The 21,771-nt window shown below is 64.4% G+C and carries 17 protein-coding genes; 6 read left to right on the forward strand and 11 right to left on the reverse strand.

Features of this window, described 5'->3' with window-relative positions; genetic code table 11:
- Nucleotides 1-4 precede the first annotated feature (4 nt).
- The 8 genes from iolB to MMB74_RS00730 form a co-directional block, all read right to left on the reverse strand.
- Nucleotides 5-808 carry a 5-deoxy-glucuronate isomerase gene (iolB, locus tag MMB74_RS00695; protein WP_277426669.1) on the reverse strand — a complete coding sequence of 268 codons (804 nt, stop codon included), beginning with the start codon at nucleotides 806-808 and terminating at the stop codon, nucleotides 5-7.
- Nucleotides 805-1,728, reverse strand: a complete 924-nt coding sequence (gene iolE, locus MMB74_RS00700; protein ID WP_277426670.1) for a myo-inosose-2 dehydratase — start codon at nucleotides 1,726-1,728, stop codon at nucleotides 805-807. Before iolE ends, iolB begins: the two co-directional genes overlap by 4 nt.
- A 65-nt stretch (nucleotides 1,729-1,793) precedes the next feature.
- Complete coding sequence (gene iolD, locus MMB74_RS00705) at nucleotides 1,794-3,752, reverse strand: 3D-(3,5/4)-trihydroxycyclohexane-1,2-dione acylhydrolase (decyclizing) (protein ID WP_277426671.1); 1,959 nt, start codon at nucleotides 3,750-3,752, stop codon at nucleotides 1,794-1,796.
- The gene (gene iolC / locus MMB74_RS00710) at nucleotides 3,752-5,767 is read right to left on the reverse strand and encodes a 5-dehydro-2-deoxygluconokinase (protein WP_277426672.1); all 2,016 of its coding nucleotides are present in this window, start codon (nucleotides 5,765-5,767) and stop codon (nucleotides 3,752-3,754) included. The genes iolD and iolC overlap by 1 nt, the downstream gene beginning before the upstream one ends.
- 69 nt (nucleotides 5,768-5,836) lie before the next feature.
- On the reverse strand, nucleotides 5,837-6,652 hold the full coding sequence (locus tag MMB74_RS00715) for an ATP-binding cassette domain-containing protein (RefSeq protein ID WP_277426673.1): 816 nt from the start codon (nucleotides 6,650-6,652) through the stop codon (nucleotides 5,837-5,839).
- A gap of 15 nt (nucleotides 6,653-6,667) precedes the next feature.
- Nucleotides 6,668-7,825 carry an ABC transporter permease gene (locus tag MMB74_RS00720; RefSeq protein WP_277426674.1) on the reverse strand — a complete coding sequence of 386 codons (1,158 nt, stop codon included), beginning with the start codon at nucleotides 7,823-7,825 and terminating at the stop codon, nucleotides 6,668-6,670.
- 133 nt (nucleotides 7,826-7,958) lie between these two features.
- Complete coding sequence (locus MMB74_RS00725) at nucleotides 7,959-9,017, reverse strand: sugar ABC transporter substrate-binding protein (protein WP_277426675.1); 1,059 nt, start codon at nucleotides 9,015-9,017, stop codon at nucleotides 7,959-7,961.
- Between the two features lie 72 nt (nucleotides 9,018-9,089).
- The gene (locus MMB74_RS00730) at nucleotides 9,090-9,266 is read right to left on the reverse strand and encodes a hypothetical protein (RefSeq protein ID WP_277426676.1); all 177 of its coding nucleotides are present in this window, start codon (nucleotides 9,264-9,266) and stop codon (nucleotides 9,090-9,092) included.
- On the opposite strand from MMB74_RS00730, the gene MMB74_RS00735 reads away from it, so the two are divergent.
- From MMB74_RS00735 to MMB74_RS00750, 4 genes are all read left to right on the forward strand, one after another.
- A complete protein-coding gene (locus tag MMB74_RS00735) occupies nucleotides 9,265-10,146 on the forward strand; it encodes a MurR/RpiR family transcriptional regulator (protein WP_277426677.1) in 882 nt (293 codons plus the stop codon). The genes MMB74_RS00730 and MMB74_RS00735 overlap by 2 nt on opposite strands.
- Nucleotides 10,139-11,146, forward strand: a complete 1,008-nt coding sequence (iolG, locus tag MMB74_RS00740) for an inositol 2-dehydrogenase (RefSeq protein WP_277426678.1) — start codon at nucleotides 10,139-10,141, stop codon at nucleotides 11,144-11,146. The genes MMB74_RS00735 and iolG overlap by 8 nt, the downstream gene beginning before the upstream one ends.
- A 22-nt stretch (nucleotides 11,147-11,168) precedes the next feature.
- Nucleotides 11,169-12,230 (forward strand): Gfo/Idh/MocA family oxidoreductase, encoded by a 1,062-nt coding sequence (locus MMB74_RS00745; RefSeq protein WP_277426679.1) that lies wholly within the window; start codon nucleotides 11,169-11,171, stop codon nucleotides 12,228-12,230.
- A gap of 194 nt (nucleotides 12,231-12,424) precedes the next feature.
- On the forward strand, nucleotides 12,425-12,652 hold the full coding sequence (locus MMB74_RS00750) for a sulfurtransferase TusA family protein (RefSeq protein ID WP_277426680.1): 228 nt from the start codon (nucleotides 12,425-12,427) through the stop codon (nucleotides 12,650-12,652).
- Between the two features lie 119 nt (nucleotides 12,653-12,771).
- Here the strand turns inward: MMB74_RS00750 and galU are convergent, their stop codons facing one another.
- Together galU and MMB74_RS00760 are read right to left on the reverse strand one after the other, a co-directional pair.
- Complete coding sequence (gene galU / locus MMB74_RS00755) at nucleotides 12,772-13,653, reverse strand: UTP--glucose-1-phosphate uridylyltransferase GalU (protein ID WP_277426681.1); 882 nt, start codon at nucleotides 13,651-13,653, stop codon at nucleotides 12,772-12,774.
- Nucleotides 13,654-13,737: 84 nt separating this feature from the next.
- Nucleotides 13,738-16,605 carry a valine--tRNA ligase gene (locus MMB74_RS00760; protein ID WP_277426682.1) on the reverse strand — a complete coding sequence of 956 codons (2,868 nt, stop codon included), beginning with the start codon at nucleotides 16,603-16,605 and terminating at the stop codon, nucleotides 13,738-13,740.
- 215 nt (nucleotides 16,606-16,820) lie between these two features.
- Here MMB74_RS00760 and MMB74_RS00765 point away from each other — a divergent pair, with 215 nt between their 5' ends.
- Nucleotides 16,821-19,190: a UvrD-helicase domain-containing protein gene (locus tag MMB74_RS00765; RefSeq protein WP_277426683.1), complete on the forward strand. Its 2,370-nt coding sequence runs from the start codon at nucleotides 16,821-16,823 to the stop codon at nucleotides 19,188-19,190.
- 8 nt (nucleotides 19,191-19,198) lie between these two features.
- Entirely contained in the window at nucleotides 19,199-20,017 is an 819-nt protein-coding gene (locus MMB74_RS00770; RefSeq protein WP_277426684.1) for a 5'-methylthioadenosine/adenosylhomocysteine nucleosidase, read from the forward strand.
- 52 nt (nucleotides 20,018-20,069) lie between these two features.
- Here MMB74_RS00770 and MMB74_RS00775 read toward each other — a convergent pair whose 3' ends face one another.
- The gene (locus tag MMB74_RS00775) at nucleotides 20,070-21,335 is read right to left on the reverse strand and encodes an MFS transporter (RefSeq protein ID WP_277426685.1); all 1,266 of its coding nucleotides are present in this window, start codon (nucleotides 21,333-21,335) and stop codon (nucleotides 20,070-20,072) included.
- Nucleotides 21,336-21,771 lie beyond the last annotated feature (436 nt).

The raw sequence follows: 21,771 nt of genomic DNA on the forward strand, positions 1-21,771 counted from the left end.
TTCCTCAACCGGCGTCGCGCTGCGCGATCCAGTCGTGCGCCGGATCGTTCTTGAAATGCCAAACGCGCTCGGGGCCGGCCATCACGTTCAGGTAGTACGACTCGTATCCATACGGCACGACGACGGGATGATACCCGCGCGGCACCATCACGACGTCGTGGTCCTCGACGGCCATCGATTCGTCCAGATCGCGTGCGTCGGTATAGACGCGTTGGAACGCGAACCCTTGGGATGGGTTGAGCCGATGGTAATACGTCTCTTCCAACGCGCTTTCCGTCGGAATTTGGTCGGCGTCGTGCTTATGCGGCGGATAACTCGACGAGTGGCCGCCCGGAGTGCGCACTTCGACGACGAGCAACGATTCGGCCGGCTCCGTTTGCGGAAGAACGTCGCAGACGTAGCGCGTATTGAGCCCCTTGCCTCGCACAGATCGTTTCATCTGCGACGGCTCGATGAGTCGCACCGGGTAGCGGCCCTTGGCGGGCGCACTGGCTACGCCGAGTTCTGCGTCGCGCTCGGCGCGCACGGTCGCGCGCACATTGGGCGGCACGTACAGAGCGTAGGGGGCGGCATCCTCGAACACGCTGTCGCGCGCGCCCACGCTCGTGTAGCGCTGCCCGCCGGCTTCGATCGACACGGCGCCCGAGAGCACGACGATGCACGATTCGCGCTCGCTTTCGTGAACATACAGCACCTCGTCGCGTGCAAGCCGGTAGGCGGCGAAACCGACGTAACGCCAGGCCGCCGTCTCCGGCGTCACGCGCGCGATCGTCATGCCCTCGCGCTGGGCTTTGACTAGCAGACTCATGCGATGACCCTCTCGGTGTCGGTTGGGGCGCTCGCCGCATCGACGAGCGCGCGCAGCGTCCGGTAGCCGAGCTGCGCATACTCGAAGCTCGGCGCTACGGTGGGATCTTGCTCCGCTTCGACGACGAGCCAGCCACGATAGCCGTGGCGCTTCAAGCTCGCGATGACGGCGGCGAAATCGACCGCGCCGTCGCCGGGCACGGTGAACGCGCCGTTGATCACGGCTTCGAGAAAGCTCCAATCGCGATTACGGGCCAATTTGACGATCTCGGGCCGCACGTCTTTGCAATGCACGTGGCAAATCCGCGATGCGTAGGCCTCGAGCGTGGCGAGCGGATCGCCACCCGCGAACGTGATGTGTCCCGTATCGAGCAGCAGCCCGACGGCATCGCTCGTGCGCCGCATGAGGTGCTCGACATCGGCGGGCGTTTCGACGTAAGCGCCCATGTGGTGATGGTAAGCCACGCGCACGCCGTGCGAGAGCGTGTATTGCGCGAAGCGATCGACCCGCGCGGCATAGGCGTCCCACTGATCCGCGGTGAAAAAGCGCGGCCGCTGATAGAGCGGGACGGGCGAGCCTTGGATCGTTTGCGCGACTTCGCCGTAGACCATCACGGTCGCGCCGTTTTTCGAGAGCAACTCCAGATGCGGGCCGACGGCCTCGATCTCCTCTTCGGCGCTGCGCTCGGCGAGCCGCCCCGAATACCAGCCCGAGACGAGCGCGAGGTCGTACTGCGCGAGCAGCGCTCTGAGCGCCTCCGGTTCGCGCGGGAATTTGTTGCCGAGCTCGAACCCCTCGTAGCCGATGGCGCGGCCTTCGGTGAGCGCGACGGACAACGGCGTCTCGCCGCCTAGCGAGGGAAGATCGTCGTTCATCCACGAGAGGGGGTTCACGCCGATGCGCACTTGAAAATCGGTCATGCTGCGTTCCTTGGTTCGTATCACGTTGCGAAAGCGTTGCGGGCGGTCAGGGGCCCGCAACGCTTTCAAGCGTCGTTGCGCCGGTTCGATTCGCCGGCGGGTGCGCCGCTGCGTTCGGCCAGCTTCGTTTCGTATTGCTTGCGCGCGGCGCGCACCGCCTCGCGCGTCGACACTTCCGGCACGGCGACTTCCCACCACCAGCCGCCGTCGTCGGTGGTGCGCGCCGGATCCGTGTCGATGACCACCACCGACGTGCGATCGGCCGCGCGCGCGTGAGCGAGCGCCGCTTCGAGCCCGGCGATGTCGGCCACATGCTCGGCGTGCGCGCCGAGCGAGCGCGCATGCGCGGCAAAGTCGATCGCGGGGGCGCCGAGCGGCCCCTGCAGGCAGTCGTCGAGCAAGTTGTTGAAGGGGGCTCCGCCGCAGGCTTGCTGCAGACGATTGATGCAGCCGTAGCCGCGGTTGTCGAGCACGACGACGATGAGCTTGGCGCCGAGCATGACCGAAGTCGCAATCTCGCTGTTCATCATCAGATAGCTGCCGTCGCCGACGAAGACGATGACTTCGCGCTCGGGCCGCGCAAGCTTCACGCCAAGACCGCCCGCGATCTCGTATCCCATGCACGAGTAGCCGTATTCGACGTGATAGCCGCCGGGCCGCGCTGCGCGCCAAAGCTTGTGCAGCTCGGCCGGCAACGTGCCTGCGGCGCACACGGCGATGTCGCCCTCGGGCGAGTTTGAGCTTGAACGCTGCACCGCGCCGACCACGTCGGCGTCATAGGGCAGCGTCCCGTCCACGCGCGGCGCGTTCGTGCGCGTCGTGACGGTCTCGCGCCATGCGTCGCACAGGCCGCGGGCACGCTGCGTCCAATCCGCGTTCGCGTGCCAGCCGCCCAGGCGCTGGCTCAATGCATCGAGCGTGGCGCGGGCGTCGCCGCAGATGCTCGTCGCCTGATGCTTGAGCGCGTCGAATGCGTTGGCGTTGATGCCGATGACGCTCGCTTGCGCAAATAGGGTATTGGACCCGGTCGTGAAATCTTGCAGTCGGGTGCCGACGGCGATGACGCAATCGGCCTCGTGCGCGAGCGCGTTCGCCGCGCTCGCGCCCGTGACGCCGATCGCACCGGCGTTGAGCGGATGATTCCACGGCAACGCGCCTTTGCCCGCCTGCGTTTCGCCGACGGCGATCCCATGGCGCTCGGCGAACGCGCGCAATGCTTCGGCGCCGCCCTGGCTATAGAGCACGCCGCCGCCCGCCACGATCATCGGCGAGGACGCGCGGCGCAGTGCGGAGAGCGCGGCTTCGAGTTCGTCTTCGCCGGGCGTCGGCGCGTGGAACCGCACGACGCGCCGCTCGAAAAAGGCGCGGGGATAGTCGTAGGCCATCGCTTGCACGTCTTGCGGCAAGGCGAGCGTGACGGGACCCGCTAGGGCGGCGTCGGTCAGCACGCGGATCGCGCGCGGCAGGGCGCTTAGCAACTGCGCCGGATGCACGATGCGGTCGAAATAGCGCGAGACCGGTTTGAGCGTGTCGTTCGCGGAGAGGCCGCCGTCATGGAAATCCTCGACCTGTTGCAGGACCGGATCCGGGGCGCGCGAGACGAAGATGTCGCCCGGCAGCAGTAGAACCGGCAAGCGATTGACGTGGGCAAGGGCGGCCGCCGTGACCAGGTTCGTCGCGCCGGGACCGATCGAAGTCGTCACGGCCATCATGCGGCGGCGCATGTGCGCTTTGGCATAGGCGATGGCGCTGTGCGCCATGGCTTGCTCGTTGTGAGCGCGGTAGGTGGGCAACACATCGCGATGCTCATAGAGCGCCTCGCCCAAGCCCGCGACGTTGCCGTGCCCGAAGATGGCGAACACGCCGCCGAAGAGCGGCGCTGTCGATCCGTCGTCGTCCTGGACATGCTGCGCCGCGAGGTAGCGCACCAGCGCTTGCGCGGCCGTCAGCCGAATCGTCGGACCGGCTTCGGCGCTTGCCGCGCTGTGCGCGTCGAGCGTCGTTTCGTCGATACGCACGTTCATCACGCCGCCTCCCGCCGCGTGGCTTGCGGCTGCGTGGCCTCGCACTTATCGGCTCGCGCCGAGCGCCACGCTTCGATCAAGGTTTCGAATGTCGCGCGCACGCTCGCAACCAGGGCCGCGTCGTCGATTTCATTGGCCAGCCAAGCGCGGCTCGGCTCGTGAAAGATCGTGCGGCCCACCGTGAAGCCCTTGCAGGTGGTCGAGGCGGCCGCCGCACGAAACCCTTCGCTGAGCGTGTCGACGCCGGCCGACAGACCCAGCAGCACGACGCCGCGGCAATAGGGATCGCGCTCGGCGATCAGCGCGTCGATCGCCTGCCACTGCTCGGCGCTCAGCGGAGCGAGCTTCCACCATTCCGGCTGGATGCCGAGGTTGTAGAGCCGCTTCAAGGCGCGAAAGACGGTATCGGGCGCGGCGGGCAGGGTGTCGCGATGCGGCGGGATGACTTCGAGCAGCAACTCGTGGCCGCTCGCTTGCACGGCATCGTAGAGCGCGCGAAGCTGCGCTTCTTGTTCGACGCGCTCGGCGATGGGCGCATCGGGGTGATACTGCACCAGGCACTTGACGACATGCTCCTGCGGCCAAGCGACGAGCGCAGTGCCGACCGAGCGCCCATGTTGAAACACGAGCGGCAAGGAGCCCGGCAACTCGACGGGACGGCCGATCCACCAGCCGCGGCCGGTCGCCTCATTGAGCGCATCTTGGCCGTAGCGGTCGTCGATGAGCACGCCAATGCGCCCTTGCAAGCCGAGCGCCGCTTCCGTTTGCGCGACGGCGTCGACGAACAGGCGCTTCAGTTGCGCGATGCGCGACTCGCTCGCCCCCGTTTGCTGGGCGAGCTCGAAGAACTGATTGCGGTGGTCGAAGGCGAAGCCGAGCACTTCGTCGTGCGGCGCGCGCGCAACGCTCACGCGATGCAGCCGGGCGAGCTTCGTGTCGAGATCGGGCCGGCGCATGCGCGCCGGGTCTCGCTTAACGGCCTCGCGCAAGTAGTCGAGCTCGGCCGGCGTCGGCATCGCTGGGGCGCAGGCGTGGCGCGAGACGACGAGCGCGCCGCACAGGTTGGCCGTGTGCGCGCAGCGCGCGAGCGGCGCATCGCGCAGCCACTCGGATAGAAAGCCCGAGGCGAAGGCGTCGCCCGCGCCCAGCACGTTCATCACGTCCACTTCGATGCCGCGTTCGGTCGGCGCCTCGTCGATCGAAGCCGGCACTTTGCCCTCGATGATGGTGCAGCCGAGCGGGCCGCGCTTGACCACGAGCGTGGCGGGCGTCACGGCGCGCACCATCGCCAGCGCATCGATGAGTTCGTGCTTGCCGCCCGCGATGCGAAACTCTTCTTCGGTGCCGATCACGAGATCGAACAACGGCAGAATGCGTTGCAGATGGGCCGTGACGCTTTCATTGGCGATAAAGCGCGTTTCGCCGTCCGCTTTGCCGGTGAGTCCCCACAGCACGGGGCGATAGTCGATGTCGAGCACGGTGCGCACTTGATTGCGCCGTGCATATTCGAGGGCGCGCCGGCTCGCGCGATTCACGCGCTCGGTCGAGAAATGCGTGCCCGTGATGAGCAGCGCCTTGCTCGACGCGATGAAGGCTTCATCGAAATCGCCTTCGTCGAGCGCCATGTCCGCACAGTTCTCGCGATGGAAGACGAGCGGGAACGTATCGCGGTCCTTGATGCCGAGCAAGACGAGCGCGGTCAGGCGCTCGGCGTCGGCGCGCGTGTGGCTGACGTCGCAGCCTTCGCGCGCGAGCGTCTCGGTCAGAAAGCGCCCCATGTGATCGTTGCCCACGCGCGCGAGCATCGCGGAGGCGAGCCCGAGCCGTGCGCAGCCGAAAGCGATGTTCGCGGACGATCCGCCCAGATATTTGGCGAAGCTCGTCACGTCCTCCAGCCTCGCGCCGATCTGCTGCGCGTAGAGATCGACCGCAAGGCGGCCGAGGCAGATGATGTCGCGCGTGCGCCCTGGGGCGAAGCGGCCGGTGGACGGATGAGAAGGGGGGGAGGCAACCATGGAGTGGGTCCTGAAAAAACGTTGTGTAGCGCGTCGATAGGTATTTGCGTGAGGGGGCGCTCTCGAGCGTCAGATCGTCGCGCCGTCGAGTTCGGCGATCATTTTTTGCATTTCGGCGCCACCGGCCATCATGTCGAGCACGGCGTCCTTGCTGATCGTGTCCTTGGTGAACGTGCCCATCGAGCGGCCGCGATTGAGCAGCGTGAACGAATCGCCGATCGGGTAGGCGTGATGCACGTTATGGGTGATGAAGATGACGGAAATGCCGCGCTCGCGCGCCTTGTGAATCAGCTTGAGCACGTTGAAGCTTTGCTTGACGCCGAGTGCAGCCGTCGGTTCGTCGAGAATCAGCACGCGTGCGCCGAAATGAATCGCGCGCGCGATGGCCAGGCATTGCCGCTCGCCGCCCGACATCGTGCCGATCGGCTGATTGGCGTCGCGCACGTGGATGCCCATCTCCGCTAGCTTGTCGCGCGCCGTCGTGGCGGCAGTTTCGATGTCCATCACGTTCACGAGCCCGAACAGCTTCTTGCTCGGCTCGCGGCCCATGAAGAAGTTGCGCGCGACCGACAGCAGCGGCACGAGCGCGAGATCCTGGTAGACCGTGGCAATCCCGAGATCGAGCGCCTCCTTCGGCGAATTGAAGTGCACGCTCTTGCCGTCGACGAGGTATTGGCCTTCGCTCGGCGGATGCACGCCGGCGAGCGTCTTGATCAGCGTCGACTTGCCCGCGCCGTTGTCGCCGAGCAGGCAGTGGACTTCGCCGCGCCGCAGCCGCAGCGTGACGTCTTTGAGTGCGATCACGCTGCCGAAGTAGCGGCTGACGTTTTCGAGCGCGAGGATGCAGTCGGCGCTTTGATCTTGGGTAGGGGTAGCGGAAGTCATGGTTGTCTCCGTCGATCAACGCGATTGCGCGACACGGCTGCGCACGTAATGGTTGAAGAGCACGGCGAACAGCAGCATCAACCCGAGGAAGACGCGGAACCAATCCGAATCGATGCTCGTGTAGGTGATGCCGATCTGCACTACGCCGAAGATCAGCGAGCCGAAGCAGGCGCCGACGACAGACCCGTAGCCGCCCGTGAGCAGCGTGCCGCCGATGACGGCTGCAATGATCGCTTCGAATTCCTTCTGCAGGCCGCGGTCGGCGGCAGCCGAGCCGATGTCGCACACTTGCAGCACGGCGAATAGGCACGCGCAGAACGCGGTCAGCACGAACAGGCGAATCTTCACGCGTCGCACGGGCACGCCGACGTTCTTCGCTGCATTCGCATCGCCGCCGACGGCGAAGATCCAGTTGCCAAAGCGCGTTTTGGCGAGCGTGAACGCGCACACCGCCGCGAGCGCGAGCCACCAGACGATGACTTTCGGCACGCCCGGCACGAGCGGCTCGCCCGAGTCGAGCAGTTTGACGAGGCCCATGTGCCCGAGCCAGCGGAACAGATCGTGGAACGCCACGCCCTGGAACAAGGCGTGGGCAAAGGCGCTCTGGGCCGCGACATCGCCCACGCCCGAGATGATCGTGCGATCGGCGAACATGACCGAGAGGGCCAGCGTCAGGCCGCGCAGAATGAACATGAACGCGAGCGTGACGATGAACGAAGGCAGCTTCGTGCGCATCACGAGGTAGCCGTTGAGCGCGCCGAGCGCCATCGAGCCCACGAACGCGAAGACGATCGCAAGTTCGATAGGCCAGTGAAAATACATCGTCGGCAACGCGACCATCATGCCCGCGAAGCCGATCATCGAACCGATCGACAGGTCGAACTCGCCGGCGATCATCAAGAGGCATGCGCCCACTGAAATGAGGCCGAGGTAGGCCGCCACCTGCGACCAGTTCATGATGCCGTCGAGATTGAACATCCCGGAATTGCCGGCGCCGATCGCGAAGACGAGGAACACCATGACGGTGCCTGCGAGCGAGGCGAACTCGGGGCGGGAGAGAAACTGCTTGAACCGCGATTCGCGGCGCACACGTTCGTCGAGCGAGCTGGAACCCTGCGGGTTCGGCTGCCCCTCTTTGCGTAAGTTGGCGTGGAAATGATCGGCGACGCCCATCGAATGTCTCCTTCGGTAGCGCGGCCCGGACCGTTCAGCGAAAACCGGTCCGAACCGCGCCGTGATGCTCAATAGCTGGATTGCAAAGGCCGCTGCTCAATTTGCGGGCGATGGGCGCCCGCAAGCGTGAGAATCAGCGGTACTGCCCCGCGTACTTCACGACTTTGTCGACGTTGGCTTTGGTGATGAAGCCCGGACCGGAGAGGATCGTGTCGGGCTGATAGACGGGCTGCAGCCCGTAGGTATCGAGGCGAGCCTTGAACTTCGGATTGCTTTGCAGCGCCTTTTCGATCTTCAGCGGATCGGTCGTATGGTCTTGCTTTGCGATCGCGAGCACGGCGACGGCCAGATAGCCTTGCAGGTAGGGCTGCTGATCGATCGCGAATTGGATCGTGCCGTCCTTGATTGCAGCCGCGATGTCGTTGTCGAAGTCGAACGTCGCGAACCAGATCTTGCCGGCCTTGCCCATGTCCTTGAGCGCGCGGATCGTGGGATCGGCGGAAAGCGGCCCGAGCGCCAGCACGGCGCCCGTATCGGGATGGTTGCGCAGGTAGGCTTGGACCTTCGCCTTCACGCCGTTCGGGTCTTGGCCGGCGTCGAGCGTCGATGACTTGAAGTCGACCCCGAGCGCTTCGGCAAAGCCGCGGCAGCGCTCGAACGAGGCCGGGTTCGTCGCGTAGTGGTTGACGCACACGAACGACTTGATGCCCGCCGCTTTCGCCTTCGCGCCGGCCGCGTGGCCCGCGACGTATTCGGGCTGGCCGATGTGCATGATCGCGCCGAGCTGCTTGCTTTGCTCGAGCGTGCCCGAGTTGATCGTCACGAGCGGGATCTTCTTGTCGGTGACTTTTTTGATCGAGCTCTTGAGCACGTCGAAATCGGCGATCGTCGTGGCGACGCCGTCGTAGTTGTGCGCAGCCGCTTGCTCGATCAGGCGCGCCATGTCGGACAAATCGCCGTTCGGCGGGTTGCGGTAGTCGGTCTCGACGTTGAAGTCCTCGTCGGCCTGCTTGATCGCGTTCTTGATCGTGTTCCACCAGGAGTCGGAATCCGGCGCGTGACTGATCAGGACGAACTTGGCGTCGGCCGCGTGGGCCGACGACACCGCGAACGGACCGAACGCCAATGCCAGCGCGGACGTGAATGCCGCGGCGAATGTCCTCACTGCGGCCTTGCGGGTGCAAAGTCTCATTTGTCTCCACCTATTCGAAGTTATGTCGTTAGGAGCGATGCCGCGACCGGCGCGCGCCGCTCACGACAAAGATTAGGCCAACTCGATCAGGATTGCAAAGAAAATTTCATTGAAGATAGAAATGGAAAATTCATTCCATTTCGAGGCGGACATGCCTATAATCCGCATCGTCGGGAAACGATGCGCGCCGGGCAGCGAGCGATGAGCAAGCAGCAGGGCGCGGCGCCCGTTCAACAGGATGAGAGCCATGCAGGAAGAGACCACCGATGAGTTGCCAAGCGTCGACGAACTGATGCAGCGCGTCGCCGATGCCTACGACGCGCTGCCCCGGCAATTGAAGAGCGTGGCGTCGTACCTCGAACAGCATCGAGCGAGCGTGATGGTCGATCGCACGAGCGACATCGCCGCGAGCTGCGGCGTGCATCCATCGGCCGTGGTGCGCTTTGCGCAGCGCTTCGGGTTTTCGGGGTTCTCCGATCTGCAGGCCGTATTCAAGCAGGCCTACGCGGGCCAGAGCCCTTCGGGGCAGACCTATAAGCAGCGGATTCGCAAACTGATCGACGAAAAGCCCGGGCGCTTATCGGGCGGCAACGTCGCGCGCGAGTTCGTCGCCGCCTGCCGCAACGGCCTGGACGAGCTCGAAGCGACGCTGGACGACGAGCAATTCGAAGCGGCCGTCTCGATGCTGCAGCATGCCGAGAACATCTATGTGATCGGCGTGCGGCGCTCGTTCCCGGTGGCGAGCTACATCGTCTATGCGCTGCAGCACACGGCCAAGCGCGTGCACCTCATTTCCGGCTTCGGCGGCATGTTTCGCGAGCAGATCCGCAGCGTGAAGAAGGGCGACGTCGTCATCGCCATCAGCTTCGAACCCTACGGCCGGGAAACGCAGTATTGCTTGCGCGTCGCCCATCATCACCAAGCGCAAACGCTGGTCATTACCGACAGCCGGTTATCGCCGCTCGGGCGTTACGCGAGCGCGCAGTTATTCGTCAAGGAAGGCAGCGCATTCGCCTTTCGCGCACTGACGAGCACCATTTGCCTGTGCCAAGCGCTGTTCGTCGCGCTTGCGTACCGGCTCGAGTTGAACGTAGAAGAATCCAAGGACACTGGAGGATACGATGATTAGTCACGACGCGATCGACGTCGCGGTATTCGGCGCGGGCCGCATCGGCCGCATTCATGCAGGCAATCTCGCGCGGCATCCGGGCGCGCGGCTCAAGTACGTGGTGGACGTCAATCGCGCCGCGGCCGCCGAGCTCGCGGCGCAATACGGTGCGACGGTGGTCGAGGCCGACGCGGCGCTCGCCGATGCCGCCGTCGGCGCGAGCGTCATTTGCTCGAGCACCGATACGCACGCCGATTTGATCGAGCGTTCGGCGGCCGCGGGCAAGCATATCTTTTGCGAAAAGCCCGTCGACCTCGAACTCGAGCGTGCGCGCGCCTGCGCACGCGCCGTCGAAGCGGCGGGCGTCGTGTGCATGATCGGGTTTCAGCGCCGCTTCGATCCGACCTTCGCCGCGGTCAAGGCGCGGCTCGACGCAGGCGAAATCGGCACGCCCGAGATGCTCGTCGTGACGAGCCGCGACCCCGGCGCGCCGCCTGTCGAGTACATCCGCCGCTCCGGCGGCATCTTCAAGGACATGCTGATCCACGACTTCGACATCTTTCGCTGGATTCTCGATGACGAAGCCCAAACCGTGCATGCGAGCGGAAGCTGCCTGACGGACCCGGCGATCCTCGATGCTGGCGACATCGATTCGACGGCCGTCACGATTCGCACCAAACGCGGACGGCTTTGCCAGATCAATACGACGCGGCGCGCCGCATACGGTTACGACCAGCGCTTCGAGGTGCTCGGCAGCGCGGGCATGCTGCAGGCCGGCAACGTGCGGCCGACCGAAGTGCTCGCCTATTCTTCGCGCGCGGTATCGAGCGACTTGCCCGAAGCGTTCTTCCTCGAACGCTATCGCGCCGCTTATGCGAACGAGATCGCGCATTTCTTCGATGCCGTGACGCAAGGGGCGAGCGTGCGCACGACGATCGCCGACGGCGTCAAGGCGCTCGAATTGGCCGAGGCCGCAACGCGCTCGTGGCGCGAGGGCTGTGTGGTGGCGGTGGGCGAATGAGCGTGAGAGGAGCGAGACTGTGATGACGAGGGCAGAGCGTGCACCCGTGAAGATCGGGATTGCCGGATTGGGCCGGCTCGGCAAGCGCCACGCAACGAATTTGGCTTACCGCGTGCCCGGCGCGGTACTGGCGGCGGCGTGCAGCCCCGTCGAGCAAGAGCGCGATTGGGCGCGCGAGACGCTTCCTAGCGCACGGCTTTATTCGGACTACGAAGCATTGCTCGCCGACCGCGAGCTCGATGCACTGTGGCTCGTCACGCCCTCGTCGTTGCATGCGGAGCAAATCGCCGCCGCGCTGCGGGCGGGCAAGCATGTTTTCTGCGAGAAGCCGCTATCGCTCGACGTCGCCGAATGCGAGCGCGTACTCGGCGTGGCGCGCGAATATCCGCAACTCGAAGCGATGATCGGTTTCATGCGCCGCTTCGATCCGAGTTACCGCGATGCGTACGAGAAGGCCAGCGCCGGCGCCATCGGCAGAGCGTTCATGGTGCGCTCCCAAACGACGGACCTGAACGACCCCGACGGTTTTTTCGTGCGATTCGCGCCGACCTCGGGCGGCATCTTCCTCGATTGCACGGTGCATGACATCGACGTTGCGCGCTGGTTCTTCGACGGCGCGCGGGCGACGCGTGCGTTCGCCACGGGCGTGATCGCGTTGCACGAAGGTCTGCGCGCATGCGCGGATGTGGACAACGGCGTGGGCGTCGTCGAATTCGAAGGCGGAAGATTGGCGGTGTTCTACGCGTCGCGCACGATGGCGCATGGCTGCGATACGCAGAGCGAAGTGATCGGCACGGGCGGTGCGCTCGCGATCGGTCACAACCCGCGGCGCAATCGCGTGGAAATCTACGAGGCGGGCGGCGTGCGCAGCGAAAGCACGCCGACTTTCTTCGACCGTTTCGAAGAGGCGTTCCTGCACGAAGCGCAGGCGTTCGTCCAAAACGTGTGCGCGCGCAGGGCGGGTACGACGAGCGCGGGGTCCGCGGCATCTGCCGGCGCGATGCTCGCCGATGCGCTCGAGGCGACGCGCATCGGCCACGCGCTGCGCCACGCATTCGCGACTGGGTTGCCGGTGACGTTATAGGCGCTTCAGACGTTTCAGACGTTTCCGGCCTATCCCGATTGATCCGAGGCTTGCCCGCGTGGCAAGCCGGCGTTGGCATCGACGGCCGCTCGAGCGCGGCCCGGCGCTGCGGTAAAATTCGCTTTTCGCGATTTTGTCGCAAAGCCTCACATTCGCGGGGGCGCGCGTTCGCTTTTCTAAAAGGTCAATGGCCGATGGACATTCATAAGGAAGTCGATGCACGCGGGCTGAGCTGCCCGCTGCCGATCTTGAGGGCGAAAAAAGCGCTGGCGGATATGCAAAGCGGCCAGATTTTGAAGGTCTTGGCAACCGATCCTGGTTCGCAGCGCGATTTCGCGGCCTTCGCCAAGCAAACGGGCAATGAGATCGTCGAAAGCTCGACTCAGGATAAGACGTTCGTGTTTTTGATGCGCAGGCGCTAGTGCGATCGGCGTAAGCGCAGCGGCTAGGCAAAACAAAGCGCGACGACTCGTTGGCAGCAGGCTGGACGAGATCGTCGCGCAGGATGAGACGTATCGCGCCGCTAAGGTGCGCGCAACACTCAGCTGTCCATCACGGGCGCACGCGTGCGCAGGTAATGCTCGAATTCCTCGGCCACTTCCGGATGGCGCAGTGCGAATTCGACGGTCGCCTTCAGGTAGCCAAGCTTGCTGCCGCAATCGAAGCGCGTGCCGTGATACTTGTAGGCCAGCACTTGCTCGTCGCCGAGCAGCGATTGAATCCCGTCCGTCAACTGAATCTCGCCGCCCGCGCCGGGGCTGAGCGCGCGCAGATGATCGAAGATGCGCGGCTTGAGCACATAGCGGCCGACGACGCCGAGATTGGACGGCGCGACTTCGGGCGCCGGCTTTTCGACGATGCCCGACATCTTGATGATGGCGTCTTCCCACTCCTTGCCGTCGACGATCCCGTAAGAGCGCGTGTCCTGCGGCGGGATTTCTTCGACTCCGATCACCGAGCTGTGATAGTGATCGAAGACATCGATCATCTGCTTCATGACGGGCGGCTCGGCATAGAGCAAGTCGTCGGCGAGAATGACGGCGAACGGGTTGTCCCCGACGAGCTTCTCGGCGCACAGCACGGCGTGGCCGAGCCCCAGCGCTTCGGGCTGACGCACGTAGAAGCAATCGACGTGGCTCGGCTTGATGCTGCGCACGAGTTCGAGCAGCTTGTCCTTACCGCGCGCTTCGAGTTCCGCTTCGATTTCATATGATTTGTCGAAGTGATCTTCGATAGCGCGTTTGCTGCGGCCCGTGACGAAGATCATCTCGGTGATGCCGGCAGCCATCGCTTCTTCGACCGCGTATTGGATCAGCGGCTTATCGACGATTGGCAGCATCTCCTTGGGGCTGGCCTTCGTGGCCGGAAGAAAGCGCGTGCCGAGGCCCGCAACCGGAAAGACAGCCTTGGTGACTTTTAGCATGGCGTTACCCTAATTCTCGAGTACTGTTGGGACCAACGTGCCCATTGAACGCAACGTCCGGCGTTCGATGTACCGAACGCCGCACTAGGCCGGAAGGCGCGCGAGCTGTGCGCTGAGCTTGGCAATGGTGTCCCGGTATTGTGACAGCCTTTTCTGCTCTTGCTCCACAACGGCACCCGGTGCTTTTGCGACAAAAGCCTTGTTTCCGAGCTTCGCTGCGCACTTGGCGATTTCCGCGTCGAGCCGAGCAATTTCCTTGCCCAGACGCTCGCGCTCGGCGGCCGCGTCGATTTCGACGAGCAGCGCGAGCTTGTCACCGCCGACGATCGCGATCGGCGCGCCTTGCGACTGCGCGTCGAGGGTTGCTTCGTCGGCCATGATGCGCACTTCCGACAAGCGGGCGAGTGCTTGTGCGTACGGGGCGAACGACTGCCATTGGCCGGCGTCGCCGTGTACCAGCAGAGGGACCTTAGTTGCGGGCGATAGGTTCATTTCGCCTCGTAAATTTCTGCAAGCGTCGATCGCGCCTTTGAGCTCCGCGGCCCAGCGCTCCGCTTTTTCGTCGATTTTTTTCTCTTCGGCGCGCGGGTATGGTTGCACCATGATCGAGGCCTCGCCGCTCGCCGCATCTTTCGGATAGGCGTCGGTGAGCGGCGCGACCTTTTGCCAAAGCGCTTCCGTGATGAACGGAATGATCGGGTGCGCGAGCCGCAGCACCGTTTCGAGCACACGCAACAGCGTGCGTCGCGTGGCGCGCTGTTGCTCCGGCGTGCCGTTTTGGATCTGCACCTTCGCGAGCTCGACGTACCAATCGCAATACTCGTCCCAGACGAACTTGTAGATCGCATTGGCGACGTTGTCGAAGCGGTAATCGGCGAAGCCCTTTTCGACTTCCGCTTCCACGCGCTGCAATAGCGAGACGATCCAGCGGTCCGCTTGCGAGAAATCGGTGTAGCCGCCAGGGCCGCAATCGCCGGGCGCGCACGCGCCGGGCTTGGCGAAGCCGCAATCGTGGCCCTCGCAATTCATGAGCACGAAGCGCGTGGCGTTCCACAATTTGTTGCAGAAGTTACGATAGCCTTCGCAGCGCGCGAGATCGAAATTGACGTTGCGCCCGAGCGTGGCCATCGATGCCATCGTGAAGCGCAATGCATCGGTGCCGAAGGCGGCGATGCCGGCCGGAAACTCCTTGCGCGTTTTCTTTTCGATCGACCCGGCCTGCTTCGGATTCATGAGGCCCGTCGTGCGCTTGGCGACGAGCGCTTCCAAATCGATGCCGTCGACGATGTCGATCGGATCGAGCGTATTGCCTTTGCTCTTCGACATCTTTTGGCCTTCGTGATCGCGCACGAGCCCATGCACGTAGACGGTGCGAAACGGCACCTTCCCCGTGAAGTGCGTCGTCATCATGATCATGCGCGCCACCCAGAAGAAGATGATGTCGAAGCCGGTCACGAGCACGGAGGAGGGCAGGAACGCGGCCAATTCCTTCGTCTCGCCCGGCCAGCCGAGCGAGGAGAACGGCACGAGCGCCGACGAGAACCACGTGTCGAGCACATCGTCGTCGCGCTTGAGCGCGCCTTCGTAGCCGCGCGCTTGCGCTTGCTCGCGCGCTTGGGCTTCGGTGCGGGCGACGAAGACTTCGCCGTTCTCGCCGTACCAGGCGGGGATCTGATGGCCCCACCACAGTTGCCGCGAGATGCACCAGTCTTGGATGTTCTCGAGCCACTGGTAATAGGTGGTCGTCCAGTTTTCCGGAACGAACTGGATCTCGCCGTTACGCACGACGTCGAGCGCGACCTGCGCGATCGACTTGCCGGGATGGAACGTGCCTTCGGGCGCGCCCTTGCTCATCGCGACGAACCATTGGTCGGTCAGCATCGGCTCGAGCACGACGCCCGTGCGATCGCCGCGCGGCACCATCAAGCGGTGGTCCTTCACCGATTCCAACCAGCCTTGCGCATCGAGATCGGCAACGACGCGCTTGCGCGCCTCGAACCGGTCCAGACCGCGATACGCCGCCGGCGCGTTGTCGTTGATCTTCGCTTCGAGCGTGAGGATTTCGATCTGCGGCAGGTTGTGGCGCTGGCCGACTTGGTAGTCGTTGAAGTCGTGCGCGGGAGTGACCTTCACGACGCCCGTGCCGAATTCGCGATCGACGTAGTCGTCGGCGATGATCGGAATTTCGCGATCGGTGAGCGGCAGCTTCACGTGCTTGCCGATCAGATGCGCGTAGCGCTCGTCTTCCGGGTGAACCATCAGGGCCACGTCGCCGAGCATCGTTTCGGGGCGCGTCGTGGCGACGGTCAAGTGGCCGCTGCCGTCGGCGAGCGGATAGCGGATATGCCAGAGGTGGCCGTTTTCTTCCTCGCTCGCCACTTCCAGATCGGACACGGCCGTCATCAACACCGGATCCCAGTTGACGAGACGTTTGCCGCGATAGATGAGCCCCTGCTCGTACAGCCGCACGAACACGTCGCTGACGACGGACGACATCTTCTCGTCCATCGTGAAGTATTCGCGCGACCAATCGATCGAGGCGCCTAGCCGCCGGACTTGGCTCGTGATCGTGGAGCCCGAGCGTTCTTTCCATGCCCAGACCCGCTCGACGAATTTTTCGCGACCGAAGTCATGGCGCGAGACGCCTTCCTGGTCGAGTTGCCGCTCGACGACGATCTGCGTGGCGATGCCGGCGTGATCGGTGCCGGGCAGCCACAGCGTGTTCGCGCCGAGCATGCGGTGATAGCGCGTGAGGCCATCCATGATCGTCTGATTGAACGCGTGCCCCATGTGCAGCGTGCCCGTCACGTTCGGCGGCGGCAGTTGGATCGAGAAGTTGGGCGCGCCCGGCTTGAAAGCGGGTTTTGCGTACCCACGTTTTTCCCATTCGGGGCCCCAGTGGGCCTCGATCGTCTGGGGCTCGAAACTCTTCGCCAGCGTGGTGTCGGTCATGGTTGGAAATCCGCCGAAAAATGCTTGAAGTGAGATGAAATCCGGTATCGCAACCTGCCGCGGGCCGCGGCCGGCCTTCGATCGCAGGTTCGAAACCGTCAATTATAAGGGGACGGCAGAGGCGCACGGCGCTCGGCCTTATAATGATCGGCTCCCAAAGCGTTGCCGCCTGCGGCGCCGCCCGCTTCCTCCCGTTGCAGAGAACCGCTTCCTCCATGCCAGAACTGCTCGCCAACCTGAACCCCGAACAATACGCGGCCGTCACGCTGCCGAACGAACCGGCGCTGATCCTGGCGGGCGCAGGCAGCGGCAAGACGCGCGTGCTAATCACGCGCATCGCGTGGCTGATCCAACAAGGCTACGCCTCGCCGGCCACGGTGCTCGCCGTCACGTTCACGAACAAAGCGGCGCGCGAAATGATGGGGCGCCTGTCGGCGCTCTTGCCGATCGACACGCGCGGCATGTGGATCGGGACGTTCCACGGCCTGTGCAATCGCATGCTGCGCGCGCATTACCGCGATGCGGGGTTGCCGGCCACGTTCCAGATCCTGGATACGGCGGATCAGCTGTCCGCGATCAAGCGTCTGATGAAGGGCCTGAACGTCGACGACGAGAAATACCCGCCGAAGAACCTTCAATACTTCATCAACAACGCCAAAGAGCAGGGGCTGCGCCCCGATCAGGTCGATGCGAGCGACAGCTTCAATCTGAAATTCGTCGAACTGTATCGCGCGTACGACCAGCAGTGCCAACGCGAAGGCGTGGTCGATTTTCCGGAACTGCTGCTGCGCTGCTACGAGCTGCTCGCCCACAATGCGCCGCTGCGTGCGCACTACCAAGCGCGCTTTCGGCATATTCTCGTCGACGAGTTCCAGGATACGAACAAGCTGCAATACGCGTGGCTCAAGCTGCTCGCAGGGCAAGGCAACGGGGCCGCGTCCGGCTCGATCTTCGCGGTCGGCGACGACGATCAATCGATCTATGCGTTTCGCGGCGCGAACGTGGGCAACATGCTGGACTTCGAGCGCGAGTTCAACGTACGCCACCTGATCAAGCTCGAGCAGAACTATCGCTCGCACGGTTACATCCTCGATACGGCCAACGCGCTGATCGCCCACAACTCGCGGCGCTTGGGCAAGAACTTGCGCACCGACGCCGGCCATGGCGAGCCCGTGCGCGTCTACGAGGCGGCCACCGATACGCAGGAGGCCGGTTGGATCGTCGAGGAAATTCGCGCGTTGATCAACAACAGCGGCCTCGCGCGCAGCGAGATCGCCGTGCTCTACCGCAGCAACGCGCAATCGCGCACGATCGAACATACGCTCGTGAATGCCGGTATCGCCTATCGCGTCTACGGCGGTTTGCGCTTTTTCGAACGGCAGGAAGTCAAGCACGCGCTGGCGTATTTGCGGCTGATCGACAATCCGAACGACGACACGGCGTTCGCGCGCGTGGTCAACTTCCCCACGCGCGGCATCGGCGCGCGCTCGATCGAGCAATTGGCCGACGCAGCGCGCTCGTATGGCACCTCGATGGCAGCGGCGATCCCGTACGTGACGGGCAAAGCCGGCACGAGCCTAGGCGCGTTCGCCACGCTCATCGCCAAGATGCGCGCCGAAACCGAGCGCATGAGCTTGCCCGAGACGGTCGAGTACGTCGTGCGTACGAGCGGCCTGTCCGTCTTCTACGAGAACGAGCGCGAAGGTCAAGACCGGCTCGAAAACTTGCAGGAGCTCGTGAACGCGGCCACCGCGTTCGTCAGCGAAGAGGGTTACGGGCTCGATACGCCCGCGCGTTCGATCCGGCTGGCGCCGGGCGCCACGGCGGCGCCCGAGTTGCGCGCCGCCTCGCTCGATGATGAAACGGTGGTGCTCGAGGCCGCGAGCCCGAGCGACCCGGCGCAAAACCCCGACACCATGACTCCGCTCGCGGGTTTCTTGTCGCACGCTTCGCTCGAGGCCGGCGAGAGTCAGGCGCAAGCGGGGCAAGATGCGGTGCAATTGATGACCGTGCATGCGGCCAAGGGGCTCGAGTTCACGGCGGTGTTCATCACGGGCCTCGAAGAAGGGCTGTTCCCGCACGAGAACAGTGCGATGGAGACCGACGGTCTGGAAGAAGAGCGCCGGCTCATGTACGTCGCGATTACGCGCGCGAAGGAGCGGCTCTATCTGTCGTTCGCGCAAAGCCGTCTATTGCACGGGCAGACGCGCTACAACGTACGCTCGCGGTTCTTCGACGAGTTGCCCGAAACCACGCTCAAGTGGCTGACGCCGAAGGTCGAGGCCGGCTCGCGCTGGGGTGGCCGTGCGGAAGGATCGGCATGGAACCGCGATTGGTTCGCGCGCCCCGATCGGGGCCATGCGGCGAACTTCGAGGCGGCGCCGCTGCCCGCCTTCGCCAACGAGCAGCGTGCGGCCGATACGGGTTTCCGTGTCGGACAGCAAGTCTTTCATACGAAGTTCGGCGAAGGCGCGATCACGGCGCTCGAGGGGGCAGGCGCCGATGCGCGCGCGCAAGTCCGATTCAAGCGGCATGGCGAGAAGTGGCTCGCGCTTGCCGTGGCCAAATTGCAGGTCGTGGAATGAGTCTCGACATGAACGCCACGAACGGTGCGGGCAACGCCAATGGTGACGGCGCTGCGCCTCGACTGGGGGTGCTCGCCGCGTTGCCACAGGAGTTGGGCGATCTCATCGAAGCAATGCGCGCCGAGGGCGGCATGCGTACGGTCACGCTGGGCAAGCGCGATTACCACATCGGCACCGCGTACGGCGTGCCGTGCGTCGTGACGCTCGCGCGTGTCGGCAAAGTAGCGGCCGCTGCCAGCGCGAGCGCGCTGATTCACGTCTTCGGCGTCACTGCGATGGTGTTTACGGGCGTGGCAGGCGGGGTCGGGGCCGGTGTGCGCGTGGGCGACATCGTCGTGGCCGATGCACTGCTGCAGCACGACATGGATGCCTCGCCGCTGTTTCCGCGCTACGAAGTGCCGCTCTTGGAGCGTTCGCATTTTCCGGCGCATGCACCGCTCGCCGACGCCCTCGAAGCCGCCTGCGTGCGCTTCGTTTCCGAAGAAGCCTACGCGCTCGCGGAGCGTTTCGCGTTCGATGCACCGCGCGTGCACCGAGGGTTGATCGTCAGCGGCGACCGCTTCGTGTCGAGCGCGAGCGAAGTGCGCGCGCTGGCGAGCGCGCTACCCGAAGCGATGGCCGTGGAGATGGAAGGCGCGGCGATGGCGCAGGTATGCTTCGAACATGGCGTGCCGTGTGCGATCGTGCGAACGATTTCGGACACCGCCGACGATCACGCCACGGCCTCGTTCACTACATTCTTGACGGATATAGCAGGAAGTTATTCGTCTGGCGTGCTGGGGCGTTTCTTGCGCGAGCGGGCCGCCACGGAGCAAGCCGGCAGCTAGCGCGACGTTCAGCCGCAATGACCCCGCGCGAAGGCGAGGTCAAAGCTGAACTTCAGGCATGCCCCTGACGTTTCCGTTCGAGGTTGGGCAGGAACACGGTCAGCACGCCGATCAGCGGCAGGAACGAGCACACCTTGTAGACGAAACCGATGCTCGTTGCGTCGGCCAGATCGCCGAGCACGGCTGCGCCCACGCCGCCGAGCCCGAACGCGAAGCCGAAGAACAAGCCCGCCACCGTGCCGACGTTGCCCGGAATCAACTCTTGCGCGTAGACGATGATGGCCGAGAACGCGGAGGCCAGCACGACCCCGATGACGACCGTCAGGACCCCGGTCCAGAACAGGTTGGCATAGGGTAAGAGCAGCGTGAAGGGCGCGACGCCGAGAATGGAGGCCCAGATCACGTACTTGCGGCCGATGCGATCGCCGACCGGGCCGCCGATGATCGTGCCCGCGGCCACCGCGGCCAAGAAGACGAACAGATGGATCTGCGCGGCTTGGACCGACAGGTGGAATTTGTCGATCAGATAGAACGTGAAGTAGCTGTTCAGGCTCGCCAAGTAAAAGTACTTCGAGAAGACGAGCAGCACGAGCACGCCGATCGCGAGCGCCACGCGCGATTTCGACAACGACGGATGCAGCGCCCGCGCGCTTGCCTTCTTCTTCGTGGCCGGATGCCGGCTATACCAACGCCCGATGTTGGCGAGGACGACCATCGCCACGAGCGCTGCCACCGAGAACCACGCGATGCTGCGCTGGCCGTGCGGGATCACGATCAGTGCGGCAAGCAGCGGGCCGAGCGAGGAGCCGGCATTGCCGCCGACTTGGAACAGCGATTGTGCGAGCCCATAGCGTCCGCCCGAGGCCATGCGCGCGACGCGCGACGATTCGGGGTGAAACACCGAGGAGCCGCAGCCGACGAGCGCCGCCGCGATGAGCAGCACGCTGAAGTGCGCGGCGACGGACATCAGCACGAGCCCCGAGAGCGTGAAGCCCATGCCGACCGGCAGGGAGTATGGCTGCGGACGCTTGTCGGTGTAGAACCCGACGAGCGGCTGCAGCAGTGAGGCCGTGATCTGGTAGGTAAGCGTAATGAGCCCGATCTGCGCGAACGACAGCGAGAAGTTTTGCTTGAGCATCGGGTAGATCGCGAGGATCAGCGACTGAATCATGTCGTTCAGCAGATGCGAGAAGCTGATCGCGCCGAGCACCGAATAGACGGTGCGCGAGACGGCGGCGCTTGCGTTGGCGTGAAGCGGGGGCGATGCGGCCGTTGCCTGCGCCGCGGCAAGGCCGTCTTTGGGGACTGTCGTTTGCATGGTTCGCACGGTGAGAAAAAGAGAAAGACAGCGTGTGCCGCGACGAACGCGGCAAGCAGGGATTCGCTTCGTCTGGGTACGGATCGAGTGTAGATTGTCTCGAAAGGAATAATAGGACAAATTTTGTCGCAAACAGGACATCCCTGCTCCGGCAGTGCAAGAATGGGGCGCATCGCGGTGCGGCGACGACCGAGGACGGGCCCGGCGTGGGTCCGGTATCGGGTTTGGTATCCAGTCCGGCTTTTGTCGCGCGGGGGCAACGCAGGCGGGCAAGTCACCGGCCCGCTCGCCGTCTCGCCGCATCGTCTTTTTGGCGGGTTATAAAGCCAGCGGCGCGCCACGAGTGCGCCACATCGGGTTTACATCGGCGGCCGCGAATTAAAGAACGACACCAAAGTTGCCGTTGACCCGAGAAGGTACACACGGCTTTCGTCGC

The organism is Trinickia sp. Y13 (assembly GCF_029522115.1).
Classification (GTDB): domain Bacteria; phylum Pseudomonadota; class Gammaproteobacteria; order Burkholderiales; family Burkholderiaceae; genus Trinickia.